Raw genomic sequence first — 16,355 nt, forward strand, 5'->3', positions numbered from 1 at the left:
CTTTACATGTCTTGTGAGTTTTTATATTTTTAAATCTGCAACTAAATATTTTAGCATGTCACTTTTTGATTTGGTATTTTCTATTTGCTCAAAAATATCCTTAAATTTAATATTTATATTATTTACATTCACACTTATACCTACAGATCCTTCTGTTGTTGTATTTGTTACTAAAACAACGTCATTTATTGAGCTTCCTATTGAGTTAATACTTTCATTTAACTCATTAGTCATTTTAAAGAAATTGTCAAATAATTCTTTCATAGTATTACAGTCATGAGAATATTGATTACCCATTTCTAAAAACATTTCATAATCTTTAAGTATTTTTTTATCTAAAAATTCTAGAATATTACTAGATTCATTTGCTAATCCTCTAACAGATGCAACAATTGAGTTCGTTCGTTCTTGAATTAAAGAACTTACATTTTTAGATTCTTCTGCCAATTCTTTTACTTCTTCTGCTACCACAGAGAATCCCTTTCCGTGTTCTCCAGCTCTCACCGCTTCTATTGATGCATTAATTGCAAGTACTTTTGTTTGATCACTAATTCTAGAAATCATTTCAGCACATTTTATTATTTCTTGAATTCTAGATGTTTTTTCTATAGATTCATGTAAATTCACTTCTACTTCAGAATATACATTATCAAGATTTGATTTAGATTCACTTACTATAGTTTTAAATTCACTAAAACTTTTATTTATAGAATTGCTCTTATCTACTCCACTCTTAGCATCTCCTTCTATTTCAACAATTGCATTACCTAAAACTGTAGAATCAAATTTTATTTGTTCCATACATGCTGTTGTTTCTTCCATACCTTGAGATACATTTTCAGATACATTTGCTATATCATTTACTTCTTCTGTTAGCATATTAACATTTGTATATATTTCATCTACTAATTTATTAATTAAAATACTCTCTTCTTTTATATTAGAAGTAATATTTTGTATACATATTCTAGTATTTTCTATAGAATTAGCTATAAGGCCTATTTCATCTTTTTTATTTAAAAGGTTTTGATTAACATTTTTCGTAAAATCACCTTCTGAAATTAATTCAAGATCTTTTTGTAATTCAATTACAGGTTTAGTTATATTCTTACGAATAAAGCTATATGCAGCAATTGCTAGCATAGCACAAACTAATAATAAAGTAATTTGAATCTTAGATAACATTTTAAATGCTTTATTAAAAATTTCTTGTTGAGGAATATCAGCTGCTATACCACCTATTATTTTTCCTGAACTATCTTTAATTGGTATGTAACATGACATAAGCTTTCCCCACTCTTCACTATCAATAATACTTGAAGTAGAATACTTTCCATCTAAAGCGCCTTTCATTTTATTCGTTACATCATCCGAGGCTATATCCATTCCTAATGTATCTAAAGTACCATCATTAAATGAATTAGCTACTACACCATACTTTAAACCACTACCAGAATCATCAATATTATATGTATAAAGATAAAGTAATTTATTTTCATCTACAATTTTTGTTAACTTACCTTCTAGTTCTTTGTAATAATCGTCATCTATGCTCTTAGTTTTTACTACTTGTTGTAACTTATTTTTATCAATCATAGATTCTATTGATTTAAGCATTCTGATACCTTCTTCAGAACTAGTACTAATAGATTCTCCTTTTATAATTTTCCATCCTAAAAATGATGAAAATATAAATAGCACTACAAATAGTACTGCTATATTAAAAAATGCTTTTTTTGTTGTATTCATATTTCATCCTCCATATATTATTTTAATTATTTAGTCCAAGTTGTATTGTAACATTTTTTTACATATTTTTCTATATTATAATTATTATTATAATATAATATTAATTTTTATCATGACAGAATAAAATTATTTTGATAAAAATTTTCCATCACTAATAATTATAATATTATCTGCACTTTTAGTTATTTCGTCATTATGAGTTATCATAACCAAAGTCTGTTTATACTCATCTACACAAAGTTTTAATATATCCATTACCTCTTTAGTAGTTTTACTATCTAAGTTTCCAGTTGGCTCATCTGCAAATATTATTGAAGGTTTATTTGCTAATGCTCTAGCAATTGCCACTCTTTGCTGTTGCCCACCTGATAATTCATTAGGAAATTTTTTTATTTGAGATTCTAGTCCTAATTTTTTTATAATATCATCAATATAATTTTTATCTATCTTATCATGAGCTATTGATACAGGTAAAACTATATTTTCATACACATTTACTACTGGTATTAAATTAAAGCTTTGAAAAACAAATCCAAACTCTTTAACTCTAATTTTAGATAGTTTGTCATCACTTAATTTATATATGTTTTGGTCGTCTAAATACACATTTCCTTCAGTAGGCTTATCAAGTCCTGCCATACAATGTAGTAGTGTACTTTTACCACTACCACTTTCACCTACTATTGCACTAAATTTTTCACTTTCTATTTCTAAAGTTATCCCATCAATAGCTTTAACTGTACTTTCTCCTTTTCCATATATTTTTTTTATATTATCAACTTTTAAAATTTTTTTCATTTTATAGTTCTCCCCTATATTTTGTTTACAATATCTACTAATTTTCATTTATTCCATCAATTATATTTACCTTGTCTATTGATTTTGCTTTTATGGATCCTACTAAAAAAGCAAATAAAACTATTATTACTGTAAATATAATCACTTCTTTTGGAGGTAAGTATATTGATTTTATCTTTATATCCATCCCAAAGTGATCTATAAATGTTTCTTTAATGTATTTAATATATTTAAAATCCTTTATTGCAGTAACAATAATAGCAGATAAACTTCCTAGTAATGCATATGTTATCGACTCCAAAACTACTAATTTTTTAAGAGACTTTTTATTTAACCCTATTGCTCTTAATATAGAGAACTCTTTTATATTATTATTTATATTTAAACTAATAGTAATATACATGTTAAATAATGCTGAAATAAACACCAATAAAGATATTATCATAGTATAGTCAATTTTAAATTCCTTCTTATGTTCTTGTCCATTATAAACATGTAAATATTTATTATTTTCTTTTATATTGTCTAAAAGTTTATCTACACTTTTATAACTTTCTTTTTTAGCGTTAAAAAATACTTTTTGATCATAAAATCCATTAGTTATTTTACTGAAATTATCAAAATTCATAACTACTCTAGGTCCAATATAATCTGTTTCATAATTCATATTGTAGTTATATCCTAAAATAGCACTAACTCTGCATTTATAATTTTTATGATAATAATTACCATCATCATCAATAGTTATTACTTTAAAACTAAGTATATCACCTAACTTTAAATCCTTTATAACAGGCTTATAAAATGAATCCTTAATATAATAAAAATTGTTAGATATAGCAATATTTATATAGTCCTTATTTGAATTATTTAAACTTTTAATATCTCCTACTTTTACAAATTCACTCAATTTATTTATATCTTTCATCCCCTCAATTACCGAGTGAACATCTAGTGTATTTAAACTACTATCTTTATCTCCAAACTCATCCATATAAATTTTACTTACTCTATTATTATTTGCTATTAAAATTTGTCTAGCATAACTATCTACTCTTAGATCTGTTACTCCATCTATACTTTTAATATTTGAAATATCTTTATCACTTACCTTTTTTATACTTTCGTCAGTATTAAAATATGGTCTTATTATATAGTTGTATTTATGAGGTGAGTAAAATGATTGTTTGTCTACTTGATCATTAATATAATCTAAGTTAGTAGAAATTCTTTGTATAACCATAATTCCACTAAAAGCTATTACTATTACAGATATTAACGTTTTTATTTTTTTTCTAAGTAAATTATTTTTTAAAAACGTTCTAGTAATTTTACTATTATATTTTGTTTTGTATTTTATTTTATCTGTAGCATTTATAATATCTATTGGATATTTTCTTAGTGATTTTAAAACAGGAATAAGTACCGTAATTAATAGTATAAATAAAACTATAATTAAAGCTTTAAATACAATAAAGTACGGAATATTTAATTTAACTTTACTAAAATCATTTATATCAAACATATTTAAGGTTATAATTGTGCACATAGCATATCTTGCAAATATAACAGAACTTATAAACCCTATAACTGAACCTAGTGTAAATAATATTGATATTTTAATTAAATAAAATTTAATTACTTTTTTATTAGACATTCCAATAACTCTTAAACTACCTATTTGTGTTGTAAGTTTTGTAAGAATTATATTAAAGAAATTAACTATTGTAAATACTGCTATAACTATAATAAATATTTTTGCTTGTACTTCATTGTTATCCTGCTGGTCTTTGAATAGTCTAAGAGTTGCATCTAGGTATTCATTGCTAGATATACCACTTCTAGTATCTTGTCTAATATCTACACTACTATCTAGTTTTGGATTATACTCTTGTCTTAGCTTTGAAAATTTTGCATCTAAATTCTCTGGATTAACACCTTTTAAATTAAATACTATATGATATTTTACTAAATCCTTAGGTATAGAACCTTCATCAGTTTTAACAAATGTAAAAAGGTCTGCTCCTCCAATTGATTCGTCATTTCCAGTTGTATAGTATTTTTCTTCTTTTGCTATAACTCCAACTACTTTGTATTTATTTTTTTTGCTATAAATTTTGTCTTCCCCTTTTATTTTGTATTCTATTTTATTTATAGAATCAATACTTTTATTTAATATATTTTTTTCACTATATTTCTCAAATATTGTTTTATCTACAACTATTTCGCCGTTGTTCTTTGGAAGCCTTCCCGATACAAGTTTATAGTTAAATGCTTTTAAGTAACTTTCATTGTATGTATAAAGCTTAGATGTTAACCCATCTTTTGGAATAATCTGCCCCAAGTCTTCAACTGGATTTACGTTATATACTCCATCTATTTTTTTGAGTTTTTCAATATTTTCTTTACTATTAGTTCTTAATGTTCCATCGTAATACCCCGCTATCTCTCTAGCCATGTCTATTTGATTTAGCTGTATACTATTTGAACCAATATCAACTCCTAAAATTAGAGCTATTGCAACAACTATACAAGCTATTATTGAAATAGATTGTTTTTTATTTTTCATTAAATATTTTAATGCTAATTTAAACTCAAACATAACCTTTTTAATTCCTCCTTGTGCAAAAAAATGAGAGCGCTCTCTTGTATTTAAAAGATATCACTCTCATTTTTTTGAATCAATATAACCGACACAAGTGGTATTTTTTTTGTTCCAACTAGCATAATTTTTCTATATTTTTAATCTATTGGAATATAAATATTTATTATAAATTTATTTTTATCACTTATAATTTCTAAATCTCCATTGTATTTATCTAAAGAAGATTTTACACTTTATAACATAATAAGATTTAACTACTGTTCCTCTAATACTTATGTATCTATTATCTTCAACTTTTTTACATGCTTCTATAGCATTATCTATAATATTAGAGAAAATAGATGATATATCTATCATTTCTATAAAACTATATTTTGAAAAATTTATATCACAAGTTAGTTCTATATTGTTTTTTTTACACACAGAGTTTTTTTCATTTAAAATTATATCCAGTATCATATTGTTAGTAGTGAAAGTATTTTTATACTCTTTTAATTCCTCATTAATGCTATCTATATATTCATTTACATCTTCATTTTGAAGCTCTTTAATACATGCCATGTGATTGTTTATATCATGATATAATTTCCTTACTTTCATTTGAGATTCTTGGATACTTAAGTAGTGATTATACTGCATGTCTAATTTATCATTTAAAGATTTCATTTCAGACTCATCTTTCATCTTTTTAATTATATTATTTATTATAAAAATCAAAAATATATTACAAAATATTATAGCTATTATAACTGAATGTTTTGTAAATTCTATAAAAGGTATAAAGTTAACTGTTATAAAATTATTATTGTCTATATAAGTATTTATGTTATTTGTTATTATAAAATCATATATATCTTCTATATGTCTATTTGATTTTATTAAGCATAATATACATACTATATTTGTAACTACTGTAAATCCAATATAAATATAGTACTTAATATTTAAATTGGATTTTACAATTTTATCAAAATATTTAAGTACTAAAATTAATATAATAGTTAAAGGTATAGATGTATAAAGTACATAGGCTATAGGAGGTGCATCTCTTATAATATTTAACATTAACAAACACAAATAATCTATTGTATCTCTTAGTATCCCATATCCAAATATAAAACACATTCCCCAAATAAAAGCATCTTTTAGTAAAATTTTAAATACTTTTTTACTTAATAGGGTAAGTAACACTCCGTTATAAATAATGTATTCACACCTATACCAAAACTTTGGAATTATAATTGTAAGTATAGTTATAATAAATATCACTATATAATCTAAATTTTTAGTGACTTTTCTTCTATCATATATTTTATTTATTATTAAGTAGAATATAACTACATAAATAATAGAATTTATTCTATAAATTATATCTAGGACTAAACGCTCATTCATTATAAAACACTCCCAAGATGACTTAAAAATCTAGCTTTAGTATCTTTGAATTTATATCGACTTATAGGCACTTCTTCTTTATTTTCTAAAATCGCTACATATTGTTTTATATTTTTAATAAACTCTATATTAACCATAAAGCTCTTGTGACATCTATAAAAATTATATCTACTAAGCTCATTTTCCATTTTTGACATACTAGAATTTATAATATAATCTTTATTTATAGTGTGTATTGTCATTTCTCTTTTTTGAATTTCTATATAGGTAATATCAGAAATTTTAAGTTTATAAGCATCGTTTTTTTCATTTACAACTATATAACTGCTCTTATTTCTATTAACTTCTTCTACACATGAAATAATATGCTTTTTAAGATTTTCTAACTTTATAGGTTTTAAAAGGTATCTATATGCCCTTACTTCGTAACCCTCTTGAATATATTCTATTAGTGATGTTGTAAATATAATTTCTACTTCTTTTTTATCTATCTTCCTAATTTTTTTGGCTACTTCCATTCCATTTAACCCATCCATTTGTATATCTAATAAAAATATATCTACATTTTCTGGATAATTTTTAAAAAGCTCTTACCCTGAATAAAAAAATAATATTTCATAATTAGTGCTTATTTGATTTAATATTTTTTCTAAATAAGCTTTTAATATTTCTTGTTGTTCTATCTCATCTTCGCATATTACTATTTTTAACATATTAATCTCCGTTTAATTTATTGTTACATTTTTATCCATATTATACCATATTTTGTATATTTAATTGAATAATGTTCCTTGCCTCAAGTTAATCTACTTAGACAATTTATTTGATATTCCTTAAAATAATTATGGATATCAAAATATTATAAAATCCTAAATAATAGTTATAATTAAGCTTATTACAATTAAAATTACATTAAAAATAAAAAATGCAAAGCACCTCTCAGAATAAGATTAGCACTTTGCATTTTTAATTAAACTATATATTATTATTTTTAGGTGTTAAATCTGATTGGCTTAAATGTTTTTTTATAATATACGAAGTTCCATCTTTTTTGAATTCAGCCTCATATGAATATCCATACTTGTCTATTTCATAAAAGTCTAATATTTTAACTGCATCTCCTGCCTTTAAAGATATATTTTTAGTGTAAGTATCACTTCCATCTACATGTACCTTTATTCTTCTATCTTTAGCAAGATATGCTATATCATTTATTTCAAATTCTCTTTTTATCATATGCGCTCCTTAAAATTTATGTCTTATATAATATCTATTTTACCTCATTTAGCTTTATAATAGTTATAATATATTTAAAAATTAATCTCCCAAACTAACTATCATCTTATTTTCTTTAATAGTTTTAGTACATGCTCCTTTATTATTGAACTTTAGTTATTTAGTAAATATATTAAAATCCTACTGAATTGATTTTGTATACTCCATTCTCATTTTTTCTCATGTTAACTACCATGTCATATATACCTTTATCAATAGTTATTTGGTTACATTTTAAAATATTTAGCTTTATATTAACATCTTTCATGCCGCTAGATTCCCCATTCTCCTTAACTTTTAAAACCTCTGTTTCATTAGCATGCTTAAATATCGTATTATTCTTATCCAATGTATTAAATAACTCAGCTTGTATATCAAATTCATCAGGATCTAATAAAGAAATTATTGCTCCCATGTCTAGAGTTGATAAATATTTATTAACATCATTATCACTTTGAGATTTATAATAAGACTTTATCAATTCTTCAGTACTTAAATTTTCTACTTCCTTATTTAACTTACTATTTTTGTCTATATGGTTTTGTATTAAATAATCCTCTATAGTTAAACCTGTAATTTCTTTAAATGACTTTCTATCTAAACTACATATTGCTCTATTTAAAATTCCAGAATCAATATATGCTCCTACTATTTTTTTATTATGTTTAAGTACAACTGCCTTTGCATCAACAGTAGGAGTACATGCATCAGGAAGTGGCTCTAATAAATAATATACCTCTGCATTTACTTCTTCTCCTAATAAATTAGAAAAATCTAATCCTATAGACTTTGAAAATTGTAAGTTATAAGCCCAATATACTTCATCAATTCCTTTTTCAGGTGCATAATTTAAGTCGTCTGATATTTTTATTTTATGATTAGCTATTAAAAAACTAGGTCTCCAATTGTATCTTTTTAATAATTTTTTAGCATCTTCATCTATACTTGATTCTTTAGGAGAATATCCTTGTGTATTTGATATAAGTCTAAAGAAATCATAATCTAAATATATGTCCTCTCCTTTATAAGTTATAAAACCAAAGTTATCTAAATCATCATAGCTATAATTTACTTCTATAGTTTCGTTGTCTGTATAAAATACAAGCTTTTGATTTTTAACACTACCTCCGCTCATTTCTTCGCTACTTTTTTTCACATTTTTACTCATTAAATTTAAATAGTCATTTATAATATATTTATCTTTAATATAAATAGGCTTTATTTTATCTACACTTTCAGCATGATAATCATGATAAATGCCTATTTTATTAGTACTTTTAAGTTTTTCTATTAAATCTTTGTAGTCATTGCTTTGATTTGGATAAACTTTATTTTCTATGGAATTTAAAGATTTGTCTTTATCTGATTTAAATAATTTTGGATTGGTTAAATAAATTCCCGCTATTGTTAAAACTACAAAACAAATAATAACTATTGTCGCATTTTTTTTATTTTTTAAATTTTTCATATTTTCTATACGCCCCTTAATACTGCTATAGTTCATATATACTTATTTTTCTTATATAAAAAGCTATATTACTAAGGATGCATAAATACTTAGTAACATAACTTTTTATTATTTTATCTAATATTTATTTTTAAGATTACTTAGCTAAAATTTCAACTCCATCTTCAGTGACTAAAACCATATGCTCCCATTGAGCAGATAATTTTCCATCTTCAGTATACGAAGTCCATTCATTTTCTGCATCAATATATAAATCACATGTTCCTTGGTTAATCATAGGCTCTATAGTAAATATCATACCTGGAACTAAAACCATCCCTTCATTAGCACTACCATAATGATAAACAAAAGGATCTTCATGGAACTGTAGCCCTATTCCATGTCCTCCAAATTCTTCAACTACTGAATATCCGTTTTTCTGTGCATGTTGTTGCACTGCATAACCAATATCTCCTAATTTTCCCCATGGCTTAATAGCTTCTATTCCTTTATATAAACACTCTTTAGTTACTTCTACTAATCTCTTAGCTTCTTCACTAACATTTCCTATCATAAACATTCTTGATGCATCAGAATAATAACCATTGTATATCGTTGAAACATCTACATTTATTATATCTCCATCTTTCAAGACTGTATTTTTACTAGGTATTCCATGGCATATTTCATCATTTATTGAAGTACATACACTTTTCGGGAATCCTCCATAATTAAGTGGTGCTGGTACTGCTCCTTTAGATATTGTAAAATCATGTACGATTTTATTTATATCCTCAGTAGTCATCCCCTCTTTTATTTGCTTTGATACTTCATCTAGTACAGCATCATTTATTTTTGCACTTTCTTTTATTTTTTCTATTTGTTCTTTAGTTTTTATAATTTCATGTGATGGAACTTCATGTCCCATTTGTTTTAGTTTGTTTAATTTTTCATCAAATTGCATGTGGCATTTTTTATATTTAACTTTACTTTTACACCAACATTCATCATTTCTGTTTAATTTCATCAACTTACCTCCTTATATCTTGCCTAACTATATTAAATATAGATTTAAAATTCTATTTAACTACATATAATTATTATTTTTTAAAATCTTTTTTAACTTATCTATATTTAAAAACAAAAATCTCTTATTTAATATAAGCTCCCTTTCTATAAAAACAATTTTATATTCATCCACATTTAGTATACCATTTATTCACAAATAATTATTAGTATTTTTAAAAACTATATCTTTTGCTATATGGATTTATATAAAAATAATATTGACTTTATATCTTCAGATTAAAAAATGTAGTTACTAAGCTTTTACACTTAATAACTACATTCTATTTAATAGGCTACTATTTCCTTAATCATAAATTCTTTTCCACTGAGTAAATCCCAGCTTTTACTGCTACAATTAATGCATTGTCCATTATTTTCTTTTACATTAAATACTTTATTGCAACTTTTGCAAATGCCATTTGCAGGTATAACTTCTATTTTTAACTTCATATCTTGCAAACTTGTATTATCTACTGCTACTGGAAAGCAGCTTTCTATATATTTAGGTATCATAGAAGATAATTCTCCTATCTGTAATACTACGCTATCTATTTTCGTTAAATTATTTTCTAGCGCTACTTTTTCCACTGTTTTTACAACTTCTATAACTACCCCTAGCTCGTGCATTATTTTCACCTACTCCTGTCTTTACCTCTACTTATTTTCAGCAAGGACATTTCTATAAGCATTAGTATCTGTATAAATTTCATCCTTTATTGGATTAAGTTTATTTTTTCTTACCTTATTAAATTGATAAATTGCTAAAGCTGCATTCACCGTTAAAGATATTAAACTTACCACAAAGAACGCAGTCTTATTGTGTGTTGTAGGAACTGGTGCTATCCTATCAGCAAATTGAGGAACAGTCATGACAAACATAATCCAAAGGGCTAATGTTTGAGCACGGTGTTGTAACCAAGCTCCTCTTTTTATAAAGAAAGTTGGTATAGTACATGAAAGTAATAAAGCTGCACCACAATAAATTGAATGATCTGATATACAGTTATAAGTATAAGCAAAGTTCCATACATCATAGGCTATAATCCATGTCCATATCATATCTGGCCATATCATATCTTTTGTTTTATCTCTCGATATAAATATTCCATAGCAACCACAAATTGTGATTATATTTAATAGACCTGCTATCCCATTCATAATATTCCAAGGCCCAGATATTGTCCAAAGATTATCTACAACTCCACCATCAATTAATCCATAAGTGAAAATTTGAAAGTCTCTAATAGAAGCTTCAAATATATTTAATGCTAAAATCATTGCTGGAAGAGCCAATGCCCATTTTTTCTTTTGTAGGGATGGAATGTATCTAAGAGCCATAAACCAAATACACCCAGCCAGTGCTGAATAAGTTTTTACCCAATTAAACCAAGTTCCCGTCCCATATTCATTACCTGGTGCTGCTGTAGTTGGCCATACATAAATAGTTAAAAATGTAGGTACTATTAAAAATAATAGTATACCCGTCCATTTTGTTGATCTTCCAAGTTCATTGAATGCCATCAATGCAAGTAATACAAACAGGAAAATTCCCCATCCTTCAAAGGTAATTTTTTCATATAAAATCCCCATAATGCACCTCTTATCTATTTTAATTTTATTTTACAAATACATCCTTAACTTTTTTTGTTATTATTCTACCTTTTCGTCTTATAACATTTTTAACTACTGCTGGTTTTAAATCTTCATAAGCTACACCTTCTGCATCATATTTTCTTACTAATGATATAGCGTCAAACTTGCATTTTGTAGTACATTGGCCACAACCTACACACATATATTCATCTACAACAGTAGCTCCACAACCTAAACATCTTTCTGTTTCTTTTTTCATTTGTTCTTCTGTAAAAATAAGACGCATATCTTTGAAAGATTCTTTTACATTTACATCAGATTTATGATTTGGTCTTTGTCTTGGCATTTTGTCATATCCTTCTAATTGCAAGCTTTTCTTATCAAATTCATGATAGTCTCTTCTATCACGTCCATTTACTAAACTTTGCCCTGGCTGAACAAAACGATGAATTGATATAGCTCCTTGTTTACCTGCTGCTATTGCATCTATTGCAAATCTAGGACCAGTATATGAATCTCCTCCAGCAAATATATCAGGTTCATTTGTTTGATAAGTAAATCCATCAGCTTTTATTGTATTATTAGGATTTAACTCTACTTTGCTTCCTTTAAGTAAATCGCCCCAATCAATACTTTGACCTACTGAAATTAAAACGTAATCAGCATCTACTACTTTTAAATTATTTTCATCAAATACTGGAGAGAATTTTCCATTTTCATCAAATACAGAAATACATTTTTTAAATTCAACTCCTACTACTTTCTCATCTTCTACAATTATTCTATTAGGGCCCCAAGAGTTATTTATTACTATATTCTCTTCTAAAGCTTCTTCTATTTCTTCTTCTAGAGCAGGCATTTGTTCACGATTTTCTAAACAGAACATATCTACACTATCTGCACCTACTCTTGTTGCATTTCTTGCAACATCTATAGCAACATTTCCTCCACCAATAACAACTACTTTTCCATTTAGTTTTACATCTTCTCCTAAGTTAACATCACGTACAAATTCTACCCCTGGTATAACACCTTTTGCATCTTCACCTTTTATATTTAATTTTCTACCAGCTTGTGCCCCAATTGCTAAATAGAAAGCGTCATTCCCATCTTTTCTTAATTCATCTAATGTAATATCCTTACCTACCTCTATACCTGTTTTAAACTCTACTCCCATTTGTCTTAGTATTTCTATTTCAGCATTAATTACTTCTTTTTCCAATCTGAAAGAAGGAATCCCTAGAGTTAGCATACCACCAAGTGCTTTTTGTTTTTCAAACACAGTTACCTTGTATCCGTCTATTGATAAATAGTAAGCACATGAAAGTCCAGCAGGTCCGCCACCTATTATGGCAATCTTCTTGCCATAACTATGTCTTTTTTTAGGAATGAAACTATGCTCTTCTTTTAAATCTTGCTCAGCTATAAACTTTTTGATTTCATCTATAGCAATCGGTGAATCTATATTTCCTCTTGTACATGATGATTCACACTTTCTAGGACAGATACGACCACATATAGCTGGAAATGGATTTTCTTGTTTTATAAGTTCTAAAGCTTCTTTGTATCTTCCTTGTGAAGCAAGCTTAATATATCCTTGAACAGCTATATTGGCAGGGCATGCAGTTTTACATGGACTTGTTCCACTTTCTACTACATCCTCTCTATTAATTCTATAATCTTCATTCCATCTATCTGGTCCCCAATTAGTATTTCTTGGAGTCTCTTTTCTTTCTATTTTATCTACGATAGGTTTGCTAGAACATAATTTTTGACCTAGTTTCAAAGCATTAGTTGGGCAGTTTACTACACACTCCCCACAAGCAACACACTTATCTTTATCTACTTTAGATACATAATTAGAACGTACCATATCCGTATTTGCAAACATATTTGCACCCTTCAGCGCTAAACAAGAACATCCACAGCAATTGCATATGGCGTGAGTTTTTCCTGAACCATCTAAGTTTGGTATTTGGTGCATTAAACCATTTTCTTCAGCTTTTTTTATTATTTCAAAAGCCTCTTCTCTAGTTATCTCTCTACCTCTTCCTGTTCTTATGTAATACTCAGCTGCATGACCTAGCTGAATACACATATCCTCTTTTAAATGACCGCATCCTTCTCCCATGCTTTCTCTTGCTGTACGACATGAACAGTCTGATACAGAGAATTTATCACTATCGTATAAATATTTTGATATTTCCTCATACGAGGCTCTTCTCGTTTCTCCATCTATAGCTATTTCTATTGGAATAACACGCATAAGTCCCACGCCTGGGGGAAAACTACCTGTAGATCTAGGTCCATTTTCCACACCATAATCATGAAATGCTTTAGGAATTTGTGGATATTTTTTAGCCTGCTCCTTGTTATTAACCATCATTTCCATAATTCCTGGTACCCAAGTTTCATACCAGAAAGTATCTACACCATCTATTTCATTAACAAAAACTACCCCTATTTTTGATAATGCTAATAATAACTCTGTGCACCTATCAACACTTTTTTTGCATAAAGGTGCCACTTTTTCAGCCGTTATTTTTTGTCTAATCTTCATACAAAGTAAAACCTCTGCCATTTCATCAGTTACAACTGGCTCTAAAATTTTATATCGTGCATCATTTTCATTAAAGTATCCCCTAGAACCTAGTTTCTTTCCACTAACTTGATTTGCAAATTGAAGAACCTTTTCTTTAATTGCCATAGTAATCTCCCCTAAAAATTTTAATTTTTATATTATATTACTGATTCCATACTCTTATTTCTTTTCTTATCCAATCGGCCCATTCATCCATACCTTCACCAGTTTTCGCTGATATCGCTATAACTTTTATATTTGGATTTAGTTTTTTAATATATTCTTTAACTAAGTCTAAATCAAAGTCAAAATACTCTATAGCATCAATTTTATTTATTAAAACTACATCCACTATGGAAAACATTAATGGATATTTAAGAGGTTTATCATGACCCTCAGGTATACTAAGTATCATAGTGTTTTTTGAAGAACCAGTATCAAATTCTGCTGGACATACTAAATTCCCCACATTTTCTAATATTACAAAGTCTAAATCCTCTGTTCCAAGTTCTACTAAACCTTGCTTGGTCATATCTGCATCTAAATGGCACATCCCACCTGTATGTAACTGTATTACTTTTGCTCCTGTTTTTGAAACAGTATTAGCATCAACATCGGAGTCTATATCTGCTTCCATAATCCCTATTTTCATTTCATCTTTTAATGTCTCAATAGTTCTTAACACGGTTGTAGTCTTACCTGATCCTGGAGAAGACATTAAATTTAATAAAAAAGTTTTCTCTTTTTTTAAATCTTCTCTAAGCAAATTTGCTTGTTTATCATTATTTTCAAAAACACTTTCCTTTATTTCAATTACTTTATATTTCTCCATAAAATGCCCCCTTAATATTTATTGGTATTATCAAAAGTATTTAATGTATTTCAAACCATTCATTTGTTAATTTTATAACATTATTTTATGCAGAATCATTTTCACAGAATCTTATTCTGTAATTAAAATGTAACAGTTTTAACATATTTTGTAAATATATACTTTTAGTTTTCATTTCTTTTCTTTCATAACTTATCATTATATATTTGCTTTTTTTATGCTATACTAAATAATTATATAATTTACTGTATTGACATTGCAGTGCTATAGAAAGGTATTTGTCATGAAAAAATTAACTAAGAGACAAAAACAAGCTATTGCAACCAAACTTAGAATTACACAAGTAGCAACTAGACTTTTTAAGTTAAATGGCTTTGATAGCGTGAAAGTTCAAGACATCTGCCAAGCTGCAGAGATTTCAACAGGAGCTTTTTATCATCATTTCAAATCAAAAGCAGAAATAATTAATACAGCTTATGAGCAAGTTGATATTCTAGTAATGGATAGACTTGAAACAAAAAGCTTTTGTTCAAATCTTGATAAATTATTATTTTTATTAGGTGAGGGTGCTAATATGATGGAGGAACTTGGCTGGGTATTTGTAAGTGAGATATATAAAAATTTACTTTCAATAGATGGAAAGTATTCTACTAAACCTGACCGTTATATTGCATTAGAAGTTAAATCCATTGTAGAAGATTCCATAAAAAGTGGTGAGTTAGATAGCTCTATTTCTTCACTAGATTTGACTATAATAATTATGAGAATATCTAGAGGTACTATATTTGACTGGTGTCTGAATGATGGAAGTTATAATCTTAAATCTACAATGGAATTTGAATTAAACTTAGTTCTTTCTAATTTTAAAACTGAAAAACCATATGGAAATAGTCGCTAACAATGCGACTTTTTTTAATTTTAAAATATTTATCTAAATATAAAAATTTTGTGAAATTTCATACTTTTCAATAAATGCTAAATACTCATTAGTATGTTTCGTTTTCTAACTAAA

General features: G+C 26.8%; 14 protein-coding genes. 1 reads left to right on the forward strand and 13 read right to left on the reverse strand.

The window, feature by feature from the left end; genetic code table 11:
• Positions 1 to 21: 21 nt before the first annotated feature.
• From NWE74_RS05150 to hypB, 13 genes are all read right to left on the reverse strand, one after another.
• Complete coding sequence (locus NWE74_RS05150; protein ID WP_258242163.1) at positions 22 to 1,749, reverse strand: methyl-accepting chemotaxis protein; 1,728 nt, start codon at positions 1,747 to 1,749, stop codon at positions 22 to 24.
• A gap of 126 nt (positions 1,750 to 1,875) precedes the next feature.
• Positions 1,876 to 2,547 carry an ABC transporter ATP-binding protein gene (locus NWE74_RS05155; protein WP_258242164.1) on the reverse strand — a complete coding sequence of 224 codons (672 nt, stop codon included), beginning with the start codon at positions 2,545 to 2,547 and terminating at the stop codon, positions 1,876 to 1,878.
• A 37-nt stretch (positions 2,548 to 2,584) separates the two neighbouring features.
• A complete protein-coding gene (locus tag NWE74_RS05160) occupies positions 2,585 to 5,149 on the reverse strand; it encodes an ABC transporter permease (RefSeq protein ID WP_258242165.1) in 2,565 nt (854 codons plus the stop codon).
• A 213-nt stretch (positions 5,150 to 5,362) separates the two neighbouring features.
• Positions 5,363 to 6,547, reverse strand: a complete 1,185-nt coding sequence (locus tag NWE74_RS05165; RefSeq protein ID WP_258242166.1) for a GHKL domain-containing protein — start codon at positions 6,545 to 6,547, stop codon at positions 5,363 to 5,365.
• Positions 6,547 to 7,104: a LytTR family DNA-binding domain-containing protein gene (locus NWE74_RS05170; protein ID WP_309137304.1), complete on the reverse strand. Its 558-nt coding sequence runs from the start codon at positions 7,102 to 7,104 to the stop codon at positions 6,547 to 6,549. The genes NWE74_RS05165 and NWE74_RS05170 overlap by 1 nt, the downstream gene beginning before the upstream one ends.
• A gap of 33 nt (positions 7,105 to 7,137) precedes the next feature.
• Positions 7,138 to 7,260 (reverse strand): hypothetical protein, encoded by a 123-nt coding sequence (locus tag NWE74_RS19100; protein WP_309137273.1) that lies wholly within the window; start codon positions 7,258 to 7,260, stop codon positions 7,138 to 7,140.
• A gap of 262 nt (positions 7,261 to 7,522) precedes the next feature.
• On the reverse strand, positions 7,523 to 7,783 hold the full coding sequence (locus tag NWE74_RS05175; RefSeq protein ID WP_258242167.1) for a hypothetical protein: 261 nt from the start codon (positions 7,781 to 7,783) through the stop codon (positions 7,523 to 7,525).
• Between the two features lie 172 nt (positions 7,784 to 7,955).
• Positions 7,956 to 9,290: a DUF4830 domain-containing protein gene (locus NWE74_RS05180; protein ID WP_258242168.1), complete on the reverse strand. Its 1,335-nt coding sequence runs from the start codon at positions 9,288 to 9,290 to the stop codon at positions 7,956 to 7,958.
• 136 nt (positions 9,291 to 9,426) lie between these two features.
• Entirely contained in the window at positions 9,427 to 10,296 is an 870-nt protein-coding gene (locus NWE74_RS05185; RefSeq protein ID WP_258242169.1) for a methionyl aminopeptidase, read from the reverse strand.
• A gap of 326 nt (positions 10,297 to 10,622) precedes the next feature.
• Complete coding sequence (locus NWE74_RS05190; protein ID WP_258242170.1) at positions 10,623 to 10,964, reverse strand: hydrogenase maturation nickel metallochaperone HypA; 342 nt, start codon at positions 10,962 to 10,964, stop codon at positions 10,623 to 10,625.
• Positions 10,965 to 10,991: 27 nt separating this feature from the next.
• Complete coding sequence (locus tag NWE74_RS05195) at positions 10,992 to 11,927, reverse strand: DUF5692 family protein (RefSeq protein ID WP_258242171.1); 936 nt, start codon at positions 11,925 to 11,927, stop codon at positions 10,992 to 10,994.
• A 25-nt stretch (positions 11,928 to 11,952) separates the two neighbouring features.
• Positions 11,953 to 14,637 (reverse strand): FAD-dependent oxidoreductase, encoded by a 2,685-nt coding sequence (locus NWE74_RS05200; protein WP_258242172.1) that lies wholly within the window; start codon positions 14,635 to 14,637, stop codon positions 11,953 to 11,955.
• Between the two features lie 37 nt (positions 14,638 to 14,674).
• Positions 14,675 to 15,343, reverse strand: a complete 669-nt coding sequence (gene hypB, locus NWE74_RS05205; RefSeq protein ID WP_258242173.1) for a hydrogenase nickel incorporation protein HypB — start codon at positions 15,341 to 15,343, stop codon at positions 14,675 to 14,677.
• Between the two features lie 256 nt (positions 15,344 to 15,599).
• Here hypB and NWE74_RS05210 point away from each other — a divergent pair, with 256 nt between their 5' ends.
• On the forward strand, positions 15,600 to 16,241 hold the full coding sequence (locus NWE74_RS05210; RefSeq protein ID WP_258242174.1) for a TetR/AcrR family transcriptional regulator: 642 nt from the start codon (positions 15,600 to 15,602) through the stop codon (positions 16,239 to 16,241).
• The last annotated feature ends 114 nt before the right edge of the window (positions 16,242 to 16,355 follow it).

The sequence above is a fragment of the Romboutsia lituseburensis genome, from assembly GCF_024723825.1.
Taxonomy (GTDB): domain Bacteria; phylum Bacillota; class Clostridia; order Peptostreptococcales; family Peptostreptococcaceae; genus Romboutsia_F; species Romboutsia_F lituseburensis_A.